The organism is Chitinolyticbacter meiyuanensis, assembly GCF_008033135.1.
GTDB classification, from domain to species: domain Bacteria; phylum Pseudomonadota; class Gammaproteobacteria; order Burkholderiales; family Chitinibacteraceae; genus Chitinolyticbacter; species Chitinolyticbacter meiyuanensis.
In genome coordinates, this window is sequence record NZ_CP041335.1 from 2,490,935 (window position 1) to 2,507,902 (window position 16,968).

Annotated in this window: 14 protein-coding genes and 1 pseudogene; 6 read left to right on the plus strand and 9 right to left on the minus strand. The window is 58.6% G+C overall.

Features of this window, described 5'->3' with window-relative positions; translation table 11 throughout:
* Positions 1-103: 103 nt before the first annotated feature.
* From FLM21_RS11850 to FLM21_RS11875, 6 genes are all read left to right on the plus strand, one after another.
* Positions 104-1,429 carry a site-specific integrase gene (locus FLM21_RS11850; RefSeq protein WP_148715760.1) on the plus strand — a complete coding sequence of 442 codons (1,326 nt, stop codon included), beginning with the start codon at positions 104-106 and terminating at the stop codon, positions 1,427-1,429.
* Between the two features lie 53 nt (positions 1,430-1,482).
* On the plus strand, positions 1,483-4,458 hold the full coding sequence (locus FLM21_RS11855) for a Tn3 family transposase (protein ID WP_148715761.1): 2,976 nt from the start codon (positions 1,483-1,485) through the stop codon (positions 4,456-4,458).
* Positions 4,459-4,680: 222 nt separating this feature from the next.
* The gene (locus FLM21_RS11860; protein ID WP_148715762.1) at positions 4,681-5,436 is read left to right on the plus strand and encodes a DUF4238 domain-containing protein; all 756 of its coding nucleotides are present in this window, start codon (positions 4,681-4,683) and stop codon (positions 5,434-5,436) included.
* A 139-nt stretch (positions 5,437-5,575) separates the two neighbouring features.
* Positions 5,576-6,319 carry a glycosyl hydrolase family 18 protein gene (locus FLM21_RS11865; protein WP_281284979.1) on the plus strand — a complete coding sequence of 248 codons (744 nt, stop codon included), beginning with the start codon at positions 5,576-5,578 and terminating at the stop codon, positions 6,317-6,319.
* 220 nt (positions 6,320-6,539) lie between these two features.
* Complete coding sequence (locus tag FLM21_RS11870; protein ID WP_187359876.1) at positions 6,540-7,973, plus strand: glycosyl hydrolase family 18 protein; 1,434 nt, start codon at positions 6,540-6,542, stop codon at positions 7,971-7,973.
* Between the two features lie 135 nt (positions 7,974-8,108).
* A complete protein-coding gene (locus tag FLM21_RS11875) occupies positions 8,109-9,869 on the plus strand; it encodes an alpha/beta hydrolase (RefSeq protein ID WP_148715765.1) in 1,761 nt (586 codons plus the stop codon).
* Positions 9,870-9,976: 107 nt separating this feature from the next.
* Here the strand turns inward: FLM21_RS11875 and FLM21_RS21340 are convergent, their stop codons facing one another.
* The 9 genes and pseudogenes from FLM21_RS21340 to FLM21_RS11915 form a co-directional block, all read right to left on the minus strand.
* The gene (locus FLM21_RS21340) at positions 9,977-10,138 is read right to left on the minus strand and encodes a hypothetical protein (protein WP_246120713.1); all 162 of its coding nucleotides are present in this window, start codon (positions 10,136-10,138) and stop codon (positions 9,977-9,979) included.
* 31 nt (positions 10,139-10,169) lie between these two features.
* Positions 10,170-10,325: pseudogene (locus FLM21_RS21705) on the minus strand (hypothetical protein); the annotation flags it as partial.
* Positions 10,326-10,575: 250 nt separating this feature from the next.
* On the minus strand, positions 10,576-11,055 hold the full coding sequence (locus FLM21_RS11885) for a VOC family protein (protein ID WP_148715766.1): 480 nt from the start codon (positions 11,053-11,055) through the stop codon (positions 10,576-10,578).
* A gap of 52 nt (positions 11,056-11,107) precedes the next feature.
* Positions 11,108-11,920: an alpha/beta hydrolase family protein gene (locus tag FLM21_RS11890; protein ID WP_148715767.1), complete on the minus strand. Its 813-nt coding sequence runs from the start codon at positions 11,918-11,920 to the stop codon at positions 11,108-11,110.
* Positions 11,917-12,300: a DUF4150 domain-containing protein gene (locus tag FLM21_RS11895; RefSeq protein ID WP_187360193.1), complete on the minus strand. Its 384-nt coding sequence runs from the start codon at positions 12,298-12,300 to the stop codon at positions 11,917-11,919. Before FLM21_RS11895 ends, FLM21_RS11890 begins: the two co-directional genes overlap by 4 nt.
* Before the next feature lie 17 nt (positions 12,301-12,317).
* Positions 12,318-12,941, minus strand: a complete 624-nt coding sequence (locus FLM21_RS11900) for a DUF3540 domain-containing protein (protein WP_148715769.1) — start codon at positions 12,939-12,941, stop codon at positions 12,318-12,320.
* Between the two features lie 31 nt (positions 12,942-12,972).
* Positions 12,973-14,034, minus strand: coding sequence for a pentapeptide repeat-containing protein (locus tag FLM21_RS11905; RefSeq protein ID WP_148715770.1), 1,062 nt, complete (start codon positions 14,032-14,034; stop codon positions 12,973-12,975).
* A complete protein-coding gene (locus tag FLM21_RS11910) occupies positions 14,031-16,562 on the minus strand; it encodes a DUF2169 family type VI secretion system accessory protein (RefSeq protein ID WP_148715771.1) in 2,532 nt (843 codons plus the stop codon). The genes FLM21_RS11905 and FLM21_RS11910 overlap by 4 nt, the downstream gene beginning before the upstream one ends.
* Positions 16,563-16,961, minus strand: a complete 399-nt coding sequence (locus FLM21_RS11915) for a hypothetical protein (RefSeq protein WP_148715772.1) — start codon at positions 16,959-16,961, stop codon at positions 16,563-16,565.
* Positions 16,962-16,968 lie beyond the last annotated feature (7 nt).

The following is a 16,968-nucleotide window of genomic DNA, read 5'->3' on the forward strand; positions in this document are numbered from 1 at the left end:
CTGCGACCGGCTGATTGCATGCTCTCGCACCCGTCCGTCGTCGCGGTCAGATAGGATGCTGAGCGTACCGGGACGCAAGCCCATTCCGGCAAAAGGATCATGAGTGAGTCAGGTCGACCTTTACCTCGAAGCAGCAGAGCGTGACAACACGCGCCGCAGTTACGAGTCCGCGGTTCGCCATTTTGAAGTTGAATGGAAGGGTTTGCTGCCCGCCACGCCGGACAGCATCGCGCGCTACCTAGCCGACTATGCCGGCGAGCTCGCGACCTCGACGCTGAAGCAACGTTTGGCTGCACTGGCGAAATGGCACCAGGAGCAGGGGTTCCCAGATCCCACGAAAGCGACCGTGGTCCGCAAGGTGCTCAAGGGTATCCAGATGCGACACCCGATGGTCGCGAAGCAGGCTCACCCGCTGCAGTTGGAGATGCTGACGCAAGCGGTGCAGTGGCTCGACGCCGGGATCGTGCGTTCGCAGGAAGCGCACGACGTGGCAGCCGAGCGGCGGCTCGTCCGCGATAAGGCACTCCTGCTGTTAGGGTTCTGGCGCGGCTTTCGGGGCGAGGAGCTGACCAGGATTGCGATCGACTTCGTGGTGGTGGTCCCTGGCAAGGGGTTGCAGATCTTCCTGCCGTATAGCAAGGCAGATCGCCAAGCCACCGGTCGGACCTTCAAAGTGCCTGCCCTCGCCACACTGTGCCCCGTCGCGGCATACGAGGACTGGATTTCGTTGTCGGGGCTGAAAGAGGGGCCTGTGTTCCGCGCAGTTGACCGTCACGGCAACATCCGCTCGGCTGGTTTGCACGCTAACAGCCTCATTCCGATCTTGCGCCAGATCCTGTCCTCCAGCGGCGTCGATGCCGCCACAACGTATAGCGGGCACTCGCTGCGGAGAGGGTTCGCGAACTGGGCGGCTGGGAATGGCTGGGATCTGAAGACACTCATGAAGTACGTCGGGTGGCGCGACGTGGCATCGGCAATGCGCTACATCGACGCGAGTGATGTTTTTGCGATGTCGGCGCTGCCCGTTGAAACCAATGTCCGCACCGATCCCCTTGTCCCGCTGGGGGCTGCTCCATTGGCCATGGAATCGACTACCGCGCCTCCGCTGGCCGCCGCACCTGCACCTTTACCTCCTCGATACACGCTTGAAGTCGAGGCCACCATCAAGCTTGCCCGTTACAACAGCCAAGTGCGTGGCCAGCCGCAGGCGCAACGGCTCATTGAAGAGATTTGCCTGGCTCCTCATCGTATGACCCGCCTCGACAAAGAAGGGACGAAGTTCCGTCTGCTCATTGAGAAGGAGAACGATGAGCTTGTCGAAGAGGAGATTTACCACCTGATCGACGAAATGTACCGGATAGCCGACAACCATCATTGCTTTCTGGAGGTTAGGCTTCATGATCGCGCAGGAGGGCGCTACTGGAGTTAGCCTGATGAAAGAATGTGGCGCGCTCGTCGACCAACGCTCCCTGCAGGTGGTACATGACGACGCTATCCGAGACCGCATATCCGCGCCTGAAAGCCAATCTCAGCCTCAAAGAGCTGAGGGACATCTACACGCCGACCGAGGCAGAGGTGGCGTTTGCGAACCAGGTTGCTCAGCGCCCTTTAGCTCGGTTTGCCGTGCTCATTCATCTGAAGCTTTTCCAGCGCCTCGGGTTCTTCACCCTGCTGCGAGACGTTCCTGAGCCTATTAAGCGTCACATTGCTCAGGCGTTCGGCCTACTCAAGATGCCGCCGGCAGAGCAGCTCAACGACTATGACACCAGCGGTTCGAAACGCGTTCACGTCGCCGCGCTCCGTCAGTATCTCAATGTGCGCGTGATTGATGATGCGGGGAAGACCTGGCTGCGCTCGGTTGCGGAGGAAGCGGCTGAAACAAAGAACACTGTTCCCGACATCATCAACGTTATGCTCGAGGAGCTGGTTCGTCACCGGTACGAACTACCAGGGTTTACGGTGCTGCAGCGGATGGCGCACAGCGCGCGTGACAGCATCAACAATGAGTACTTTGTCCGCATCACTGAAGCGCTCACGCCTTCGGCCAAAGTGCTAATCGACGAGCTGCTCAAAACACCAAGCGGAAGCACGTATAGCGGCTGGCATACGCTAAAGCGAGAGCCGAAGAAGCCGACCAGCAAGGAGGTTCGAGGCTACTTGCAGCATATCCGGCAAATGAAACAACTTGCTGAACAGCTACCCCTCATTGAAATTCCGGTACCGAAACTACGCCACTTCCGTTACATGGCGCGAGCGCTGAACGCTGCCGAGGTTGCGGAGCTCAAGCCAGCAAAGCGCTACGCTTTAGCGACGATCTTCATTCGATCGCAGTACAGCCAGACCCTGGATGATGCAGCTGACTTGTTTGTGCGTTTGATGCAAAAGATGGAAAACACTGCACAGCAGCAGCTCATCGCGCATCAGCTTGAACATGCCAAGCGGGCCGACATGCTGATCGGCCAGCTCAAGGACCTGCTTGACGGTTTTCGCCTAGAGGGGACCGACACGCAACGGATCGACGCCATTACCCATTCCTTGATCATGGACCCAGAACTGCTACTCGCTGACTGCGAGGCCCACATGGCATTTGCGGGGCGCAATCACCTGCCGTTCTTGATTAGGCCGTATCAAAAAAACCGCTCGTTGCTCCTGAACTGCCTAGAGATTATGGCTTTGCGCTCAACCAGTCAGGATGCCTCAATGGAAAAACTCATTGAGGTTTTATTTTTACTGCGCTCATCAAAGTCACAGCAGACCGAACTGAGTGCACTGGGCATCACGCTGGACGACTGTGCATGGCTCACCGGCCATTGGCGCAAGCTCGTGCTCGTCAAACCCGTCTCCGGCCCTGTCACCAAGGTCGACCGCAAGTACTTTGAGCTAGCGGTGTTGTCGCAGATCAAGGACGAAATCCGTTCTGGAGATCTGTACATCGCGGACAGCGAGCGCTATGACGATTACCGAGAGCAATTGGTCAGCGAGGAAGTGTTCCTGGAAGAGCTGGCTGACTATGCCAATGTGACGGGGATTGAAGCAGACCCGGAGGTCTTCGTCGCAGCACTAAAAAAACAGCTTGCCACGCTTTCCAACGAAATCGACCATAATTTTCCGGAAAACACCAGCGCGGATATTGTCGACGGGCGATTGGTACTAAAACGTGCAACGCGAACCGAAATCAATGCGACGGTCGCGGCATTGGATGAAGCCATTTCGGATGCCTTGCAAAACATCAGTATTGTCGATGCGCTGATTGATGCCACGCGGTGGCTTGATTTGCACAAACACTTTCGGCCGCTCGCTGGCACCGAAAGTCGTTTGGAGGACCCAATGATGCGGTTCGTCACCACGCTTTTTTGCTATGGCTGCAACTTGGGGCCCGTGCAAACGGCGCACTCTATCAAGAGCTTCAACAGGCGGCAAATTTCCTGGCTAAATTTGAAATATGTCAATGAAGAGCTCCTCGATCGGGCCATTGTTGAGGTGATCAATGCCTACAACAAGTTCGAACTCCCCGGATACTGGGGGAGCGGTGAGACAGCATCCGCCGACGGCACCAAATGGAGCGTTTACGAAGAAAATCTGCTCTCCGAGTATCACATTAGGTATGGGGGTTATGGCGGCATCGGCTACTACCATGTATCGGACAAATACATCGCCCTGTTTAGCCGATTCATTCCTTGCGGTGTCTACGAAGGCGTGTACATCCTGGATGGATTCTGGGAGAACCAATCCGATATCAAGCCCAATACTGTGCATGGCGACACGCAAGCCCAAAGCTATCCCATTTTTGCGTTGTCCCATCTGTTGGGCATCAGTCTAATGCCGCGCATCCGGGGCGTACAGGATCTGACGCTGTTTCGGCCGGACAACACAACGAGGTACGAAAACATCGACTGTCTGTTCGGTGAGCCCATCGATTGGAAATTGATTGAGACGCACCTGCCTGACATGCTTCGAGTGGCCGTATCCATTAAAGTTGGGAAGATCACTCCGTCCACCATCCTTCGACGACTGGGCAACTTCAGCCGCAAAAATAAGATGTACGTTGCCTTTAAAGAGCTGGGTAAGGCGATACGAACACAATTTCTGCTTCGTTATATTTCAGACGTCGAATTTCGTAAAACGATCAGCGCTGCGACGAACAAAAGCGAACAATTCAATGAATTCGTCAAATGGGTGTTCTTCGGTGGCCAGGGCGTGATCGCGGAGAATATCAGGCACGAGCAGCGTAAATTGATCAAATACAGCCACTTGGTGGCAAATATGCTCATTTTGCATAATGTGGTCGGGATGACGGAGGCCCTCGCAAAAATGAAGCAAAGCGGCGCAGACCTTAAACCCGATATCCTCGGTGGGTTGGCACCGTTTCGGCACCGTCACATTAATCGCTTCGGCGACTATACCTTGGATTTCGAGCGTGAATTGCGCCCGCTGAATTTCGAAATGCGCATCCTATAAATGGGGCTCCGCAGGAGGTGAGCGGTACAGGGCCACCTCCCGCCCGCTGGACGGACCGGCGATTCATCCCTCATGGCGCTTGTGCTCGGTACGTAGGTTGCGGCCACGGCCGCTATGCATGAAGACATGATCAACGGGCATGCGGCCAGTAACAGATATGGCAGCGCAGTCAGGGCATGGTCCTAAGTTGTGAACGGGTCGCCGTGCCCGCAAAATTGGAGAATGGATACGCCAGCCGCAGCCAGGCCGAAGGCCAAGCAGATCACTGTGGACCAGCACGTGATCGCCAAGTCACTCCTGAAGCGTTTTTCAGGTGCGGATGGCCAAGTGGAAGTGAGGGATCTGAGTACGGAGCGCATCGTGCGGCGCCCGCCCAAGCATGCTGTCTTCACCGTGCCTCGCCATTGGGATCAACGTTCCGAAGCTGCGACGATGCACGATATTGAGCGGCGTTTTGGAATCATTGTCGCCAGTGTTCTTCGCGGCGCGACGACGGCGCTGGACGAAGCTCGCCACCGAACGATTTCAGAGATGTTTGCGCTATGGCGAGCGCGCACGCATCTTGCCCACGAACCGATGGCTGACCTGCAGCTAGCCGGCGTGACACCCGAAAGAAACGTGTCCGCAGACCAGATGGACCAGCTTGAGCGTTACGGGATCATCGTCGCTGATTCGAAGGGTGTCGTTGCTGGCCGGATGCTTGCAGGGCCGGCGTTGATGAGGATGCTCGATTTTCATGTCTGCGAACTGGCGGGGAAGCGATGGGGCATCGTTCGTGCCGAGGCAGGTGAGTTCGTTTTACCTGACACCTTCGGTGGAAACCTCGTCTTACCGATTTCTCCGACCTGTTGTTTCGTCGCAGATAACCCCGACGGGGTCGTTACTCGCGAGGTGGTCGGAGAACTGAATGCGCTGGCGAAGCAGTCTGCACGAAACTACATGGTCGCTCGCTGCTTCTCCGCGTGCCCCGGACTATAGCCGGCACCTGCCATAGAGCTTCTCAAAAAACTCCGGCGCAACATCGAAATACCACATAAAAATCATGATATTAGATCAATAACGGCTGTTTTTTTCACGATTCCCTGCCATCCCTCTAGGAGGCTACCTGAACCTGCCACTGGATCAGGTTCATCCTTTTGTGGATTACGTCTATGTGATGAGTTACGACTATGCCGGTTCGTGGTCGAGTGATGTTGGACATCACACCAATATCAAATGCACCAGCTACGCGCCGTTTTGCCTGGAAAAGGCAATGCAAAGCTACATGAGCGTGGTGCCGGCCGAAAAAATCGTACTGGGCGTAGCGATGTATGCCCGTGGCTGGACCAATGTGACCAATATGAGCGACCCGGCCAATCCGATGACCGGCGAGGGCGAGGTACAAAACTTCGGTGGCCTCGATATGGGCCCGGGCGAGTTTCTCTACAAGCAGTTGTATGGCAACCAGATTGACAGCAAGGGCCAGGGCTTGAACGGCTATGAAGTGCGCTATGACGCCAATATCGGCTCGCATTATCTGTGGAATGAAACCAGCAAGAGCTTTATCGGCTATGACGATCCGCGCGACGTGGAGCAAAAAGGCAAGCTGGCTGTCGCGAACAAGCTGGGCGGCGTAATGGCCTGGGCGCTGAGTCAGGACAATGGCGACATCCTGAATGCCATGAATCTGGGCGTGGGCAATCAACGAGACAAGCTGCTACCGGAGTGCCCCAATGAGCAGTGGAACAAAAAGCAGGTCTATCACGCCGGCAATACCGTGGCATTCAACAAGCAGATCAGGCGAGCCCGATGGTGGAATCTGGGCGAGCGCCCCGACAAGCAGTCATGGAATGTATGGAGCAATCTGGGTGATTGCTACTGACCAATCTTCTGCTTGAGTGGTTTGGTGAGATTGACAAGAGCAACGGTTCCTTTCGTTCAATTGCAACGGACTACTTGCTTGCCAAAAGGTCAGTCGATCACTTTGTTGTTGGTGCATAGGTTGGCGATTCTAGCATCGTCAACCTTGCAGCGAATTCGGTGCTTTAGGGCGTCGCTTCAAACAATAAGCGCCTCGATGAATTATGGATGGAGGAAACAACATGAAAAAAACCCTGATCGCGACAGCCCTGCTGGTTGGCATGGGCAGCGTGCATGCGGACGACAGTTTCAACTACTTTGCCGGCAAGCCGCAGCCATTCAAGCAGACTTCGGGCAAGGTCGTCATGAGCTATTACTATGGCGATAAAACCGCCGATGAATTGCCGGGCAGCAACTTGACGCATCTGGTATATGCGTTTTTGCGTTTGTGCGGTCCTGGTGAATACAGTGGCGACAAGGCAATTTGTGATAGTAACCGCAACAGCAAGGGTGCAGAAGGCAGTGATTTCCGCCTGGCGGTCAATGACAGCACGCCCGATGTGGCGGCCTATGAAAAAATCCGTGAAATCAAGGAGCGTTATCCGCACCTGAAGATTACTTATGCCCTTGGTGGTTGGGGGGGATCGAATTCGTTCTATTACCTGGCTGGCGATCCGGCCAAGCGAGCCGTGTTCATCAGTTCGCTGATTGAGTACCTCCAGCAGCACCCGGATATTGACGGCTATGACATCGACTGGGAGCACCCAACCGATAACATGGGGCAGGATGGCGTGCAGTTGGGCAGTTCGGCTGATGCAGAGAATTATGTGGTTCTGATGCAGGAGCTGCGTGCAGCCCTAAATGCCATGGGCCAGGAAACCGGACGTCAATATCTGCTGACCACTGCAGTGCCGACGGGGGGCATCAATTGGCGCAATCTGCCTTACGATCGGGTGGCGCCTTCGGTCGATTACATCCTGCTCATGACGTATGGTCTTTATGGCGGCTGGACGAATGATGTTGGTCATCACACTGCACTGCAGTGCACCAGCTACAGCGAATTCTGTGTGGATGGCACCGTGCAGGAGTATTTGTCTCAAGTGCCTGCCAATAAGCTGGTGATTGGGACGGCCATGTTTTCGCAGGGTTGGCAAAACGTCAGTGACCAGACTGATCCTGCCAATCCGATGACAGGCACCGGCGATGCTTCCGGCTTGGGCTGGGGTGGCGCGCAATCCTATTCTGAATTGTACGAAAGCCACATCGGCAACAAAGGCGTGGGCATCAATGGTTATGCCGTGCGCTACGATCCGGCGCTTCAAGCCCATTATCTCTGGAACGACGCGCAAAAAACTTATATCGGCTATGACGATCCGCGCGATGTCGAGAGGAAGGGCAAATATGTTGTCAGCAACAATCTGGCAGGTATTTTTGCTTGGCAATTGGGGCAGGACAATGGCGACATCTTGAATGCCATGAATTTGGGCGTGGGCAATCAGCGCGATAGATTGTTGCCGGAATGCCCAAGTCAGCAATGGAATAAAAAACAGATTTACCAGGGAGGCAGCAGAGTAACCTTCAAAAAACAGATCATGCAAGCCAAATGGTGGAATGTGGGTGAGCGCCCGGCGAAGCAGAGCTGGAATGTATGGAGCAACTTGGGCGACTGCTATTGACCGATCGGTTTAAGCGGCTTGATGCGATCGATTGAAACCCCACCGGCCTGGTCTTGGTGAACCTCTGCTGTTCACTCGCTGTGCCACAACCCAAAGGCAACGGTGTCGTGCGTTCAGTTAGAACGGACGACTTGCTTGCCTAAGGCCGGGAAGTCGATCGCTTTCGCCAATACGAAAGTGGTGAAGAGGTTGGTGCTTGCAACACCGCCAACCTCGCAGTGGATCTGCTGCCTGAAGGTGTCGGATTCAAACAATAAGCGCTTCGGCGCATTCTGGATGGAGACAACAACGATGAAATTGATCGCCCCGATGTTCGGTGGTTTGCTGCTGGCGGCGTGTTTCCCTGCACTGGCTGCAGTACCGCTTACGCCGGTTTTGAGTCACGATAACCAAGCTGCCGAGTGGAAATCGAATATTGCCTATGTAGCCGGCAATGTCATTACGTATCAAGGGCAGGAATATCGCGCCAAATGGTGGAGCCAAAACACCCCTCCATTGCCGAAGAGCTGGTCGTCGTGGCAACTGCTCGGCGCAGCACAGGATGGCGATTACACGCTGACCCTGAAATCGGGCCACGCCAGCCGCGTGGATTGGTACGAGAATGATGTACTGATTGCCAGTCAGAGTCTGAACCCCGCTGCGACGCAAACCGTCCAATTGCCGGTACGAGGCCGTAGCAAGGGCAGCTATGTATACAAGGCCGTATCGTTGAATGCGGAAGGCAGCGTTGCCAGCGCCCCGATGGTGCTCACGGTGCTGGATGCCGAGAGTTACAAGATCGGCGTGCGGACCTTCAATTTTACCGACCAGAACCGCATCGACCCGCTGGCTGACACGCCGCGCCTGCGCGAACTGATGGTCAAAATCTGGTATCCGGCCAGCCAGAGCACGACCAAGCCGGTGCTGCACCACTGGTACCACAGCGAGAAAGCCATTACTGGATCGCCTGGCGACGACTGGCTGAAAAATGAGCCAAGCCAAAGCCGGCTCAATGCCGAACTGGCCGAAAAGGAAAACCCGTTCCCGGTACTGGTGTTCTCGCCCGGCTATGCATCCAACCTCGAATCCAGCCAGTTCCTGTATGAAGACCTCGCCAGCAAGGGTTATGCGGTGGTGGTCATCGGCCACACTCACCAGCACTCCCTGGTCACGATGGCCAATGGCGAGGAGATCCGTATTGACTGGAACAAGCGCGCACACGATTTCGACGGTGGAATCACGCTCGACGAGCTTAATGGCCTGATGGCGCAGCTGAAGGATCAGCCGCTGAATGCCAGTGTGAAGCAGCAGGTTTATGAGGCATTCGCCAAATGCGAGGGCGACCATAAGCAGCTGAAAATCTGGCAGGACGACACCCGCTTCGTGCTGGCCGAGCTGGAAAAGCTCAACGCCGACCGCAGCAGTGTATTTGCCAACCGGCTGGATCTATCGCGGATTGGCCTGCTGGGCACATCCTACGGCGGCACGACATCGCTGCAATACCTCAGCGAAATCGACAATCCATCCATTCGTGCTGCAGCCAATATCGATGGGCAGGATTACTACCTGACGGCAAATCATCAGTTCAACAAACCCATCCTGCTGATGGCCACCGAGAGCTGGGTGCACAAGGATTATGACCTGATCTATGACAAGGCCAGCAGCGATGCCTATTACGTCTCGATCAAGGGCAGCCTGCACGGTGACATCACCGACAGCACGGTGCTCTCCGCCCGCTTCAAACCCTCGGAATTTCTGGGCCCGATCAAGGGCGAAACCATGCGCACCATCGTCAACGAATCGGTGCTGTCCTTCTTCAACCAGTATGTGAAGGCTCAGCCCCAGCCGGGTCGTGCAAATGTACTGCAGTTTCTGCAGGGCTACGGCGAAGCAAAAGTACAGTTCAAGCTGCACTAACGGATACGCGCCTTGAGCAGAGCCCAAACGGCGAAACGCAATTAACTGCGTGGCCATGACTGCAAGCAAGTCATGGCCACCACTATATTGTCTGCCGGTTTGCGAGATTAATCGGTATCGCTACCCTGCTGCGGAGGTGATTCCTCGCGTGCCACCGTCAGTGCCTTCACGGCCACGGCAGCCACCAATGCGGTCACCAGGATGCCGCAGGCGCCAATCACCATGGCGAGCGTTCGCGTGAGCAGCGTCTTGGGGCACCAAGTCTCCATAACCAATCGTCAATCCGGTGACAAACGAGAAGTAGACCGACTCCTGCACCGTCCAACCTTCGATCAGGCCGATGGCCAGACCCAGCACAACCATCAGCACGAGCAGCGTGGACAGGATCGGCCACACTACATTCAGCCCGATGAGCAACCCCGCTATGAAGCTACGCCTTAGCGCTCGCGGATCCATAGATTCTCCATCGTCATCAACAGGCAGGGCCGGCCACTCTACCTGTAGATATGGTTGCCATGCAGGCACCAAAGCCGCCCGGCTCTGAATCCAGTAGCGCGCCGCGGTAAGTTACCTAATAAGTAAGGCGACGTAAGCGCGCCTTGCTGAGGCAGTGCAGGCTCAAGGGGGCTTCTCGCTGTTTGTAAAAAAGCCAAGCTCCAGCGGGCTGGCGTCTCAATCCAGCCGCCACTTGCTTGTGTGTTGATACCTACCCGCGCCATGCAGCTTCGATCTTGGCGATATCGATTTTCGTCATGTCCATCATCGCTTCAAAAGCACGCTTGGCGGCAGCCCGGTCCGGATCGGTGAACGCGGCCGTCAATACCCGTGGCGTGATCTGCCACGACAGCCCCCACTTGTCCTTGCACCAGCCGCAGGCACTTTCCTGCCCGCCGTTGCCGACGATGGCATCCCACAACCGATCGGTCTCGGCCTGGTCATCGGTGGCCACCTGGAACGAAAACGCCTCGCTGTGCTTGAACGCCGACCCGCCGTTCAGGCCCAGGCAAGGGATGCCCATCACCGTGAACTCCACTGTCAGCACATCGCCCTCCTGGCCCGCCGGATAATCACCGGGCGCGCGATGGACCGCATGCACGGCGCTGTCGGGGAATGTCTCGGCGTAGAACTTTGCAGCATCAAGCGCGGTACCGTCGTACCAGAGGCAAATCGTGTTCTTGCTGACCATCTTGGTTCTCCTGTGGGGCGAATGCGATAGGGCTTCGGCGGTATCGACGGCTCTAGGCCGTGCGATGATCCGATTCAATGCCGTGTTGTTCGAAGAGCGGGAGTAAGCGCTGTGCGCACAGCGCGACGCCCTCCTCGTCCAGTACCAGATAGTGGGCCTCTTCCTTGAAGGTGCCGAGATCGATGAATTCCGCTTCAGCCCCCGATGCAACATATGCCGCGTGGAACTGCCGCGCGTCGTCAATGTGCCAGAAGCTGTCGTTCCGGGCGTAGAACCAGAGCGCGGGCTTGCGGGTGCGCTTGCCGAAGTAGCGGAACGCCTCCAGCAACGGTTGTTGCCAACCCGCCTCGTGCTCTGCACGCAGGCCGCCCATGAAGTTGACCATTGCCGTTACGCCGGCAGATGCCTGGCGGCCATAAGCCAGTGTACCCAGGGCACCGTAGGAATGCCCGGCGACCACGATATGGTTCGCATCGATCTCGGGATGACGGCTCAGGCCATCGACAGCGGCGGCGATATCCTGTGCGCAACACAGCGCAGCGGACAGCGGATTGCGCCAGTGGCTGACATGCCGCCCGCCGGAATCGGCAAAGCCCTTGCGATTGGGCGCCGCAACGGCAATGCCGGCCTGTGTCATCGCGCGCGCGAGTGCCGTGGGTTCGCAACGTACACTGGCCGGGCCGGCGTACGGCTTGCCATGGTTGAACACCAGCAAGGGAAAGGGCCCGGCGCCTGTCGCGGGCAGATACAGCGTGGTGACCAGTCGTACTGGCGGATCATCCCGCGACGGCAGGAACAACACTTCCTCGCGCCAAGGCGCCTGCACATCAACCGGTGTTGGCGCTTCGATCTCGAGCAGATTCATGGCGCCAGCAGCAACACCACGTTCTGGCTGGGCATGATGCGCATGCCGGGCGCGTTGTTGTTGTTCTGCAGGGTCATGCTGGTGAGGCGGGTGGCCGGCTTGTTCTTCAGCAGTACGGTGAAGGCGCCGGTGACGTAACGCGACTGCGCCATGAAGCGCTGGGAGATGATGCCGCCCAGGGCGCCTTGCACGTCGCCGGTCGTAATGAAGGTCATCGTACCCATGTTGTGCGCGGGCATGCGGTTAACCAGCACGTGGTAGCAACCAGGGCGGGACATCTTGGCATCGGCCTGGTTGAGGTAGGGGATGGGCAGCATCTGCGGGGGCGTCTTGCAGACATCGGGAAACGCCAGGCATTTGCCTTTCTGCTGGGTATTCATGAACACGATCTGTCCTCCTAGCCGATATGAACCTGGCGTGCCTTGGCCTTGATGACATCGCGGCCGGTCACTGCCGTGTACTTGCCCCGGATGCGCACTCGCGCGCTCCCCTCGTAATCGAGCTGTGCCGCACGAACTTGCTCGATCTGCGCTACGCGGCGAAAGCTGCTTTTGGCAATGACCATCACCCGGTCCACCAGCGTTTCGCAAAGCTGCCCGACGCGACGCAACGTGCCGACCGCGCCTTCCCAGCGCTTGCCGCTGAAACGCAACTGCTCGATCCGGACATCGCCCTCCTTGGCGTTCAAGCCGAATCGAGCCCCCTCAAGTTGCAGGGCGGTGGCGCTTTCGATCCGGACAGCACCTTGAGCGCTGGACAATACGAGATCGCCCTCGACCTGAATGCGTGCTGCATGGCTGGCACACTCGATGACGGCGACCAGGTAATGCTGCGTGCCTGCGGTTGCCAGTAGCACGGTATCGCCGACCTCCGGCAACAACAAGCAGCTCGCCGCGCGGCGGCAGCCGACACCCCGCCCGGCGCAATCGACCAGGAACATGCCCTCCCCCAGGTTGGCGAGGATCACGCCCAGGGCCTGGGCCGGCGTGGCGGTGATCGGTTCGAGCAGACTCACGGACATGGCAATCTCCTTGGATCGGGCGGAAAGCGGGTTAGCGATGTGATGCGGTCACGGCGCGCAGTTCGGCTTGCCACAGCGCATCGTCGCGTTCAATCACGCCGGAACGGCTGGTAAACCGGGCATTTGCCAGCAAGGCGCGGTGAAACCGGGTGTTGGTGAACAAGGCATGACTGAAATCGGTCGCCGTGCAATCGGTGTAGGAGCACTCCGCATGCTGCAGGTGCGCATGCACGAAGCTGGCGCCGGACAGCTGGCAACGCTGCAGCATGGCCATCTGCAGATCCGCCCCTGAAAAATTCGCGTTGGCCAACAGCGCACCTTCCCAGACGCTCTGGCTGAATTGCCCGTGGCGGCAATCGGCATCGCTCAAATCCGCATCGGGAAACAGCGCGTTGGGAGCGGTCACGTCGATCAGCTTTGCCCCGGTCAGACTGGCTGACTTGAACACAGCCTGGGTCAGGTCGGCGCCGCTGAAATCGGTCCCATCGAGGCAGGATTCGGTGAATTGGCAGCCCTGTAGTTGCTGGCCGCGGAGGTTCTGTCCGGTCAGATCAGACCGACTCAGCACAGCCCCAGGCATGTCCACGCCGTCAAGACAAGCGGTCCGCAGGTCAAGGTCGAACAGTGTGGCATCGATCAGCCGGGCGCCACTGAAATCGGCCTGCTCAAGCACGCAGTCGGTATAGGCCAGTTCGCTGGCCACCATCTGGTTGAACCGCGCACCAGTCAGGTCACACTCCAACCAGTGCGCATCTTCCAGCACCGCATTCTGGGCGCTCAACGCCGTCAGATCGCATCGCACAAAGCTCGCGTCGGCGAGAATGGCCGCATCGAAGCGTGTTTTCGCCATCGCGCAGCCCTGCCACTGCACGCCCTCGGCATCCAGATGCTGGAAATCGGCGTTTTCCAGCTGGCACTCGCTGAATACCACGTCATTGAGCGCTGCGCAGGCGAAGTTGCCACCGCTAAAGGTGCAACCCATGAACAGCGCGCCCGAGAGATCGGCACCGTGGCAATCCAGCCCTGGTGCGTCGAGGCCGATCACCGGCTCCCCTGCCTGGATGGTGGCAAGCAGCAATTCAAGCGTACTCATGCGGGCTCCCTGGCGACTGGCCTACGCGGGAAGGTCTGTACCCGCTCCGCCAAGACGCCATCGAGCACGGTGCTTGCATCCATCCACGCGTTGCCGAGGTCCGCTTCGAACAGGTTGGCGTCCTTGAGGCTGCACGCCCGCAAATCCGCCTGCTGGAACACCCCCTGCATCAGGTTGGCCCCATCGAGTATGGCTGCGGTCAAGCGGGTGTCCAGCCAAAGGGTGCCTGGGGCCTGGATGCCGCCCAGATCCGCGCCTTCCAGGTCAGCCCCGGAGAAGTCACTCTCGGTCACGATGGCTGCACGCCAAGCGCTACGGCGCATACACGTTTCACGAAACTGGCCATCGGCGACCGTGGCACCGGAAAAATCGGCGCTATCGAGCGTAGATTCGAGCGCAAAGCAGCAGGCATCGAGCGAGGCGCCGCAGAACAGAGCGCCATCAAGCGTCGATGCGGTAAAGCTGCAGTCCTGCAGTTGCGCGCCGGAGAAATCGGCCTCTTGCAGCTGGCTGTCCACCAGCGAAACATCGACGAGCACAGCATCGCGTAGATCGGCCCCCAACCATTCGACATCGTGGCACTCCAGTTCCTGCAGTCGGGCCGCCAAGAAGCTGCAGTCGACGAACAGGGCATCGTGCCATTGCCCGCCGATTTGGGCGCCGCTGAAATCGCACTCGCTGCAGATCGATTGCCACCATTGGGTGTCATCCAGTATCGCCTCGCGGAACGCCACCGCTTCCGCCCTGACGCAGGAGAAGTTGGCGCCGCTGCAATCGGCCGAAGCGAACGAGGTGCCCTGCAGGGTCGCCCGGGCCAGAATGGCCTGCTGCAGGTTGGCCCCGTCCAGCCTGGTGCCGGTGAGATCGGCACTTTCGAGCAAGCCGCCCTGCAAGTCGGCATTGGAGAGGTCGAGTCCGGACAGGTCGGCGCCGGTAAGGTCGAAATCGCGTAGGTCTCGATCCAGTGCATAGCGGGCGATCACCGCCTGACGCAGGCTGGCAGCGGCGTCGCCGTCCAGTTTTGGCGCAGCGCCACAGAACTGAACGGACTGCCGGTAGCTGTTGCGCAATTGTTCAGTCAACGTTTCGCGGTCTACCGGGGCATCGGGCATCGGCGCATCAAGAAAGCCGGAGCCGTGCAGCAGCGCAAGCTGTGTTGCGTAGTCAAATGGCGCCGCTTGCTCGCTGTATCTGTCCGCCGCCTGATCCGGTCTGGGCAGCACCGGCCAAGCTTCGCGCTGTGCGTCGAGATCGGCCAACCATTGCGCCTCTTGCGCCTGCAGATCACGCGAGAACACCGGCAGGTCCGCGAGGCGGCGTAGGGTCGGGGGTGCGCCGGGCGGGGGCGTGACATCGAAGTCGGCAAAGTGCTCTGCCAGCAACCCATCGAGCCGGCCTTGCTGATAGCGCGCCATGGCCCCCGGCGGGTCGACTGGCAGTTCGTCGAGGTCAAAGCCCGGCCCCAGCAACCTCGGGCTGATCAGGTCCTCATCCCGATAGGCGTAGAGGTCGCCATCCTCGGGGTCCGACCGCTGGGCCAGCGCCGTTTCGAAGTGCGCCAGATCGCGAGGCGCATCGCCTGCATCGAAGGCCGGCATTACCAGCCCCACCTCACCGTCGGCCAGCGAGAGGCTGCCGTGATAAATCAGTGCTGCACACTCCAGATGCGGAAAGAACCACGCCGTGGTGAGGCGTAGACCGACCTCTTCCAGACTGGCACTGCCGTGCCGGCGAACGAAGCAGCGTGCAGCGCCTTGCGGCAACCGCCCCGCCATTACGGCGGATTCCGGGTGCATGTTCAGGAAGCGATAGGGCAAACCCGGTGCGAGTGCCGGGCGCCCTTGCCATTGCTGATCGTCCGGCGCAGCGTTGAAGGCGCTCCAGTCCAGATCGTCGGCAAACCCGGGGAAGGCTTGCTCCAACCATTGCCTGTCGTGTGTGCCCAGTTTGGCCAGGCGCTGTGGCAGATCGGGAGGCGTCGGCCCAAAACCAGCCACCGTGGTCGGCTGCTGCCGCGGCGAGCGCAAAGGCTCATCGGACCGTTCGATATTCGGCACGCGCTGCACCGACACACCGTTGACCTCCTCATTCGCCCTACCCCTGCCGTGGAGATTGACCGGGTAATCGGGGCCGCCATAGGCATGAGCCCGGTTGATGGGCAGGCGTTCGAATGGCTGCGGCGCGCTGGCCTGCCCGGCCAGCCAGTAGCGATCCCCATGGATCAGCAACTGCTTGGCCTTGTCGTCGACCTCGGCACCGACCAGGCACACACCAGGCGCATGCTGATGCACGCCAAAGGCATACCCAGAAACCAGGTACTCGGCATGTGCCTTCGGTACGCCAAGGTCGAACACAAGATCATCATCCAGTTCGTCGGCAAGCAATTCCCACAATGCCTGCTCGTGCAGCAACTGCGGTTCATCGCCCAGCGTGGACAACGCGAAAACGGTAAAGCCGAGCTGATCTGTACCGCGCCAGCGAAAAGGCCTGGTCAGTACGCCCAGACGCAGCGGCTTGACGATTTCCACTCAGCCTCCTGCCGCCGCAGGCTGCGCTGCAGTCAATCGCGGCAAGTCCACGATCAGTTGCTGGTCGTCAGCCGGGTCGACACGCAGGGGGACCTGTTGGCCTGGTTGCAACTGAGCCAGATGAACATAAGGAATGACCTGCTCGAAGCTCACGCTGCGCTCGCTGCTTGCCTGGGCGAAACGCACAGTGATTGCAGCCACCGGCTGGTTGTTCACGAAGTTCTGCGTCGGTGCGATGGCCGCGATCACGCCAGTCCGGCTCACACCGGCCTTCAGTAGCCTAGCCTCCTTATCCTGCATGGCCATGATCGGCAGGATGGCCGATGCACCCAGCCACACCAGGAATCCGACGACGCCGATGACGGCGAGAATCAGGCTTGTCTTGACGATGGTGTTCAAACGTTCT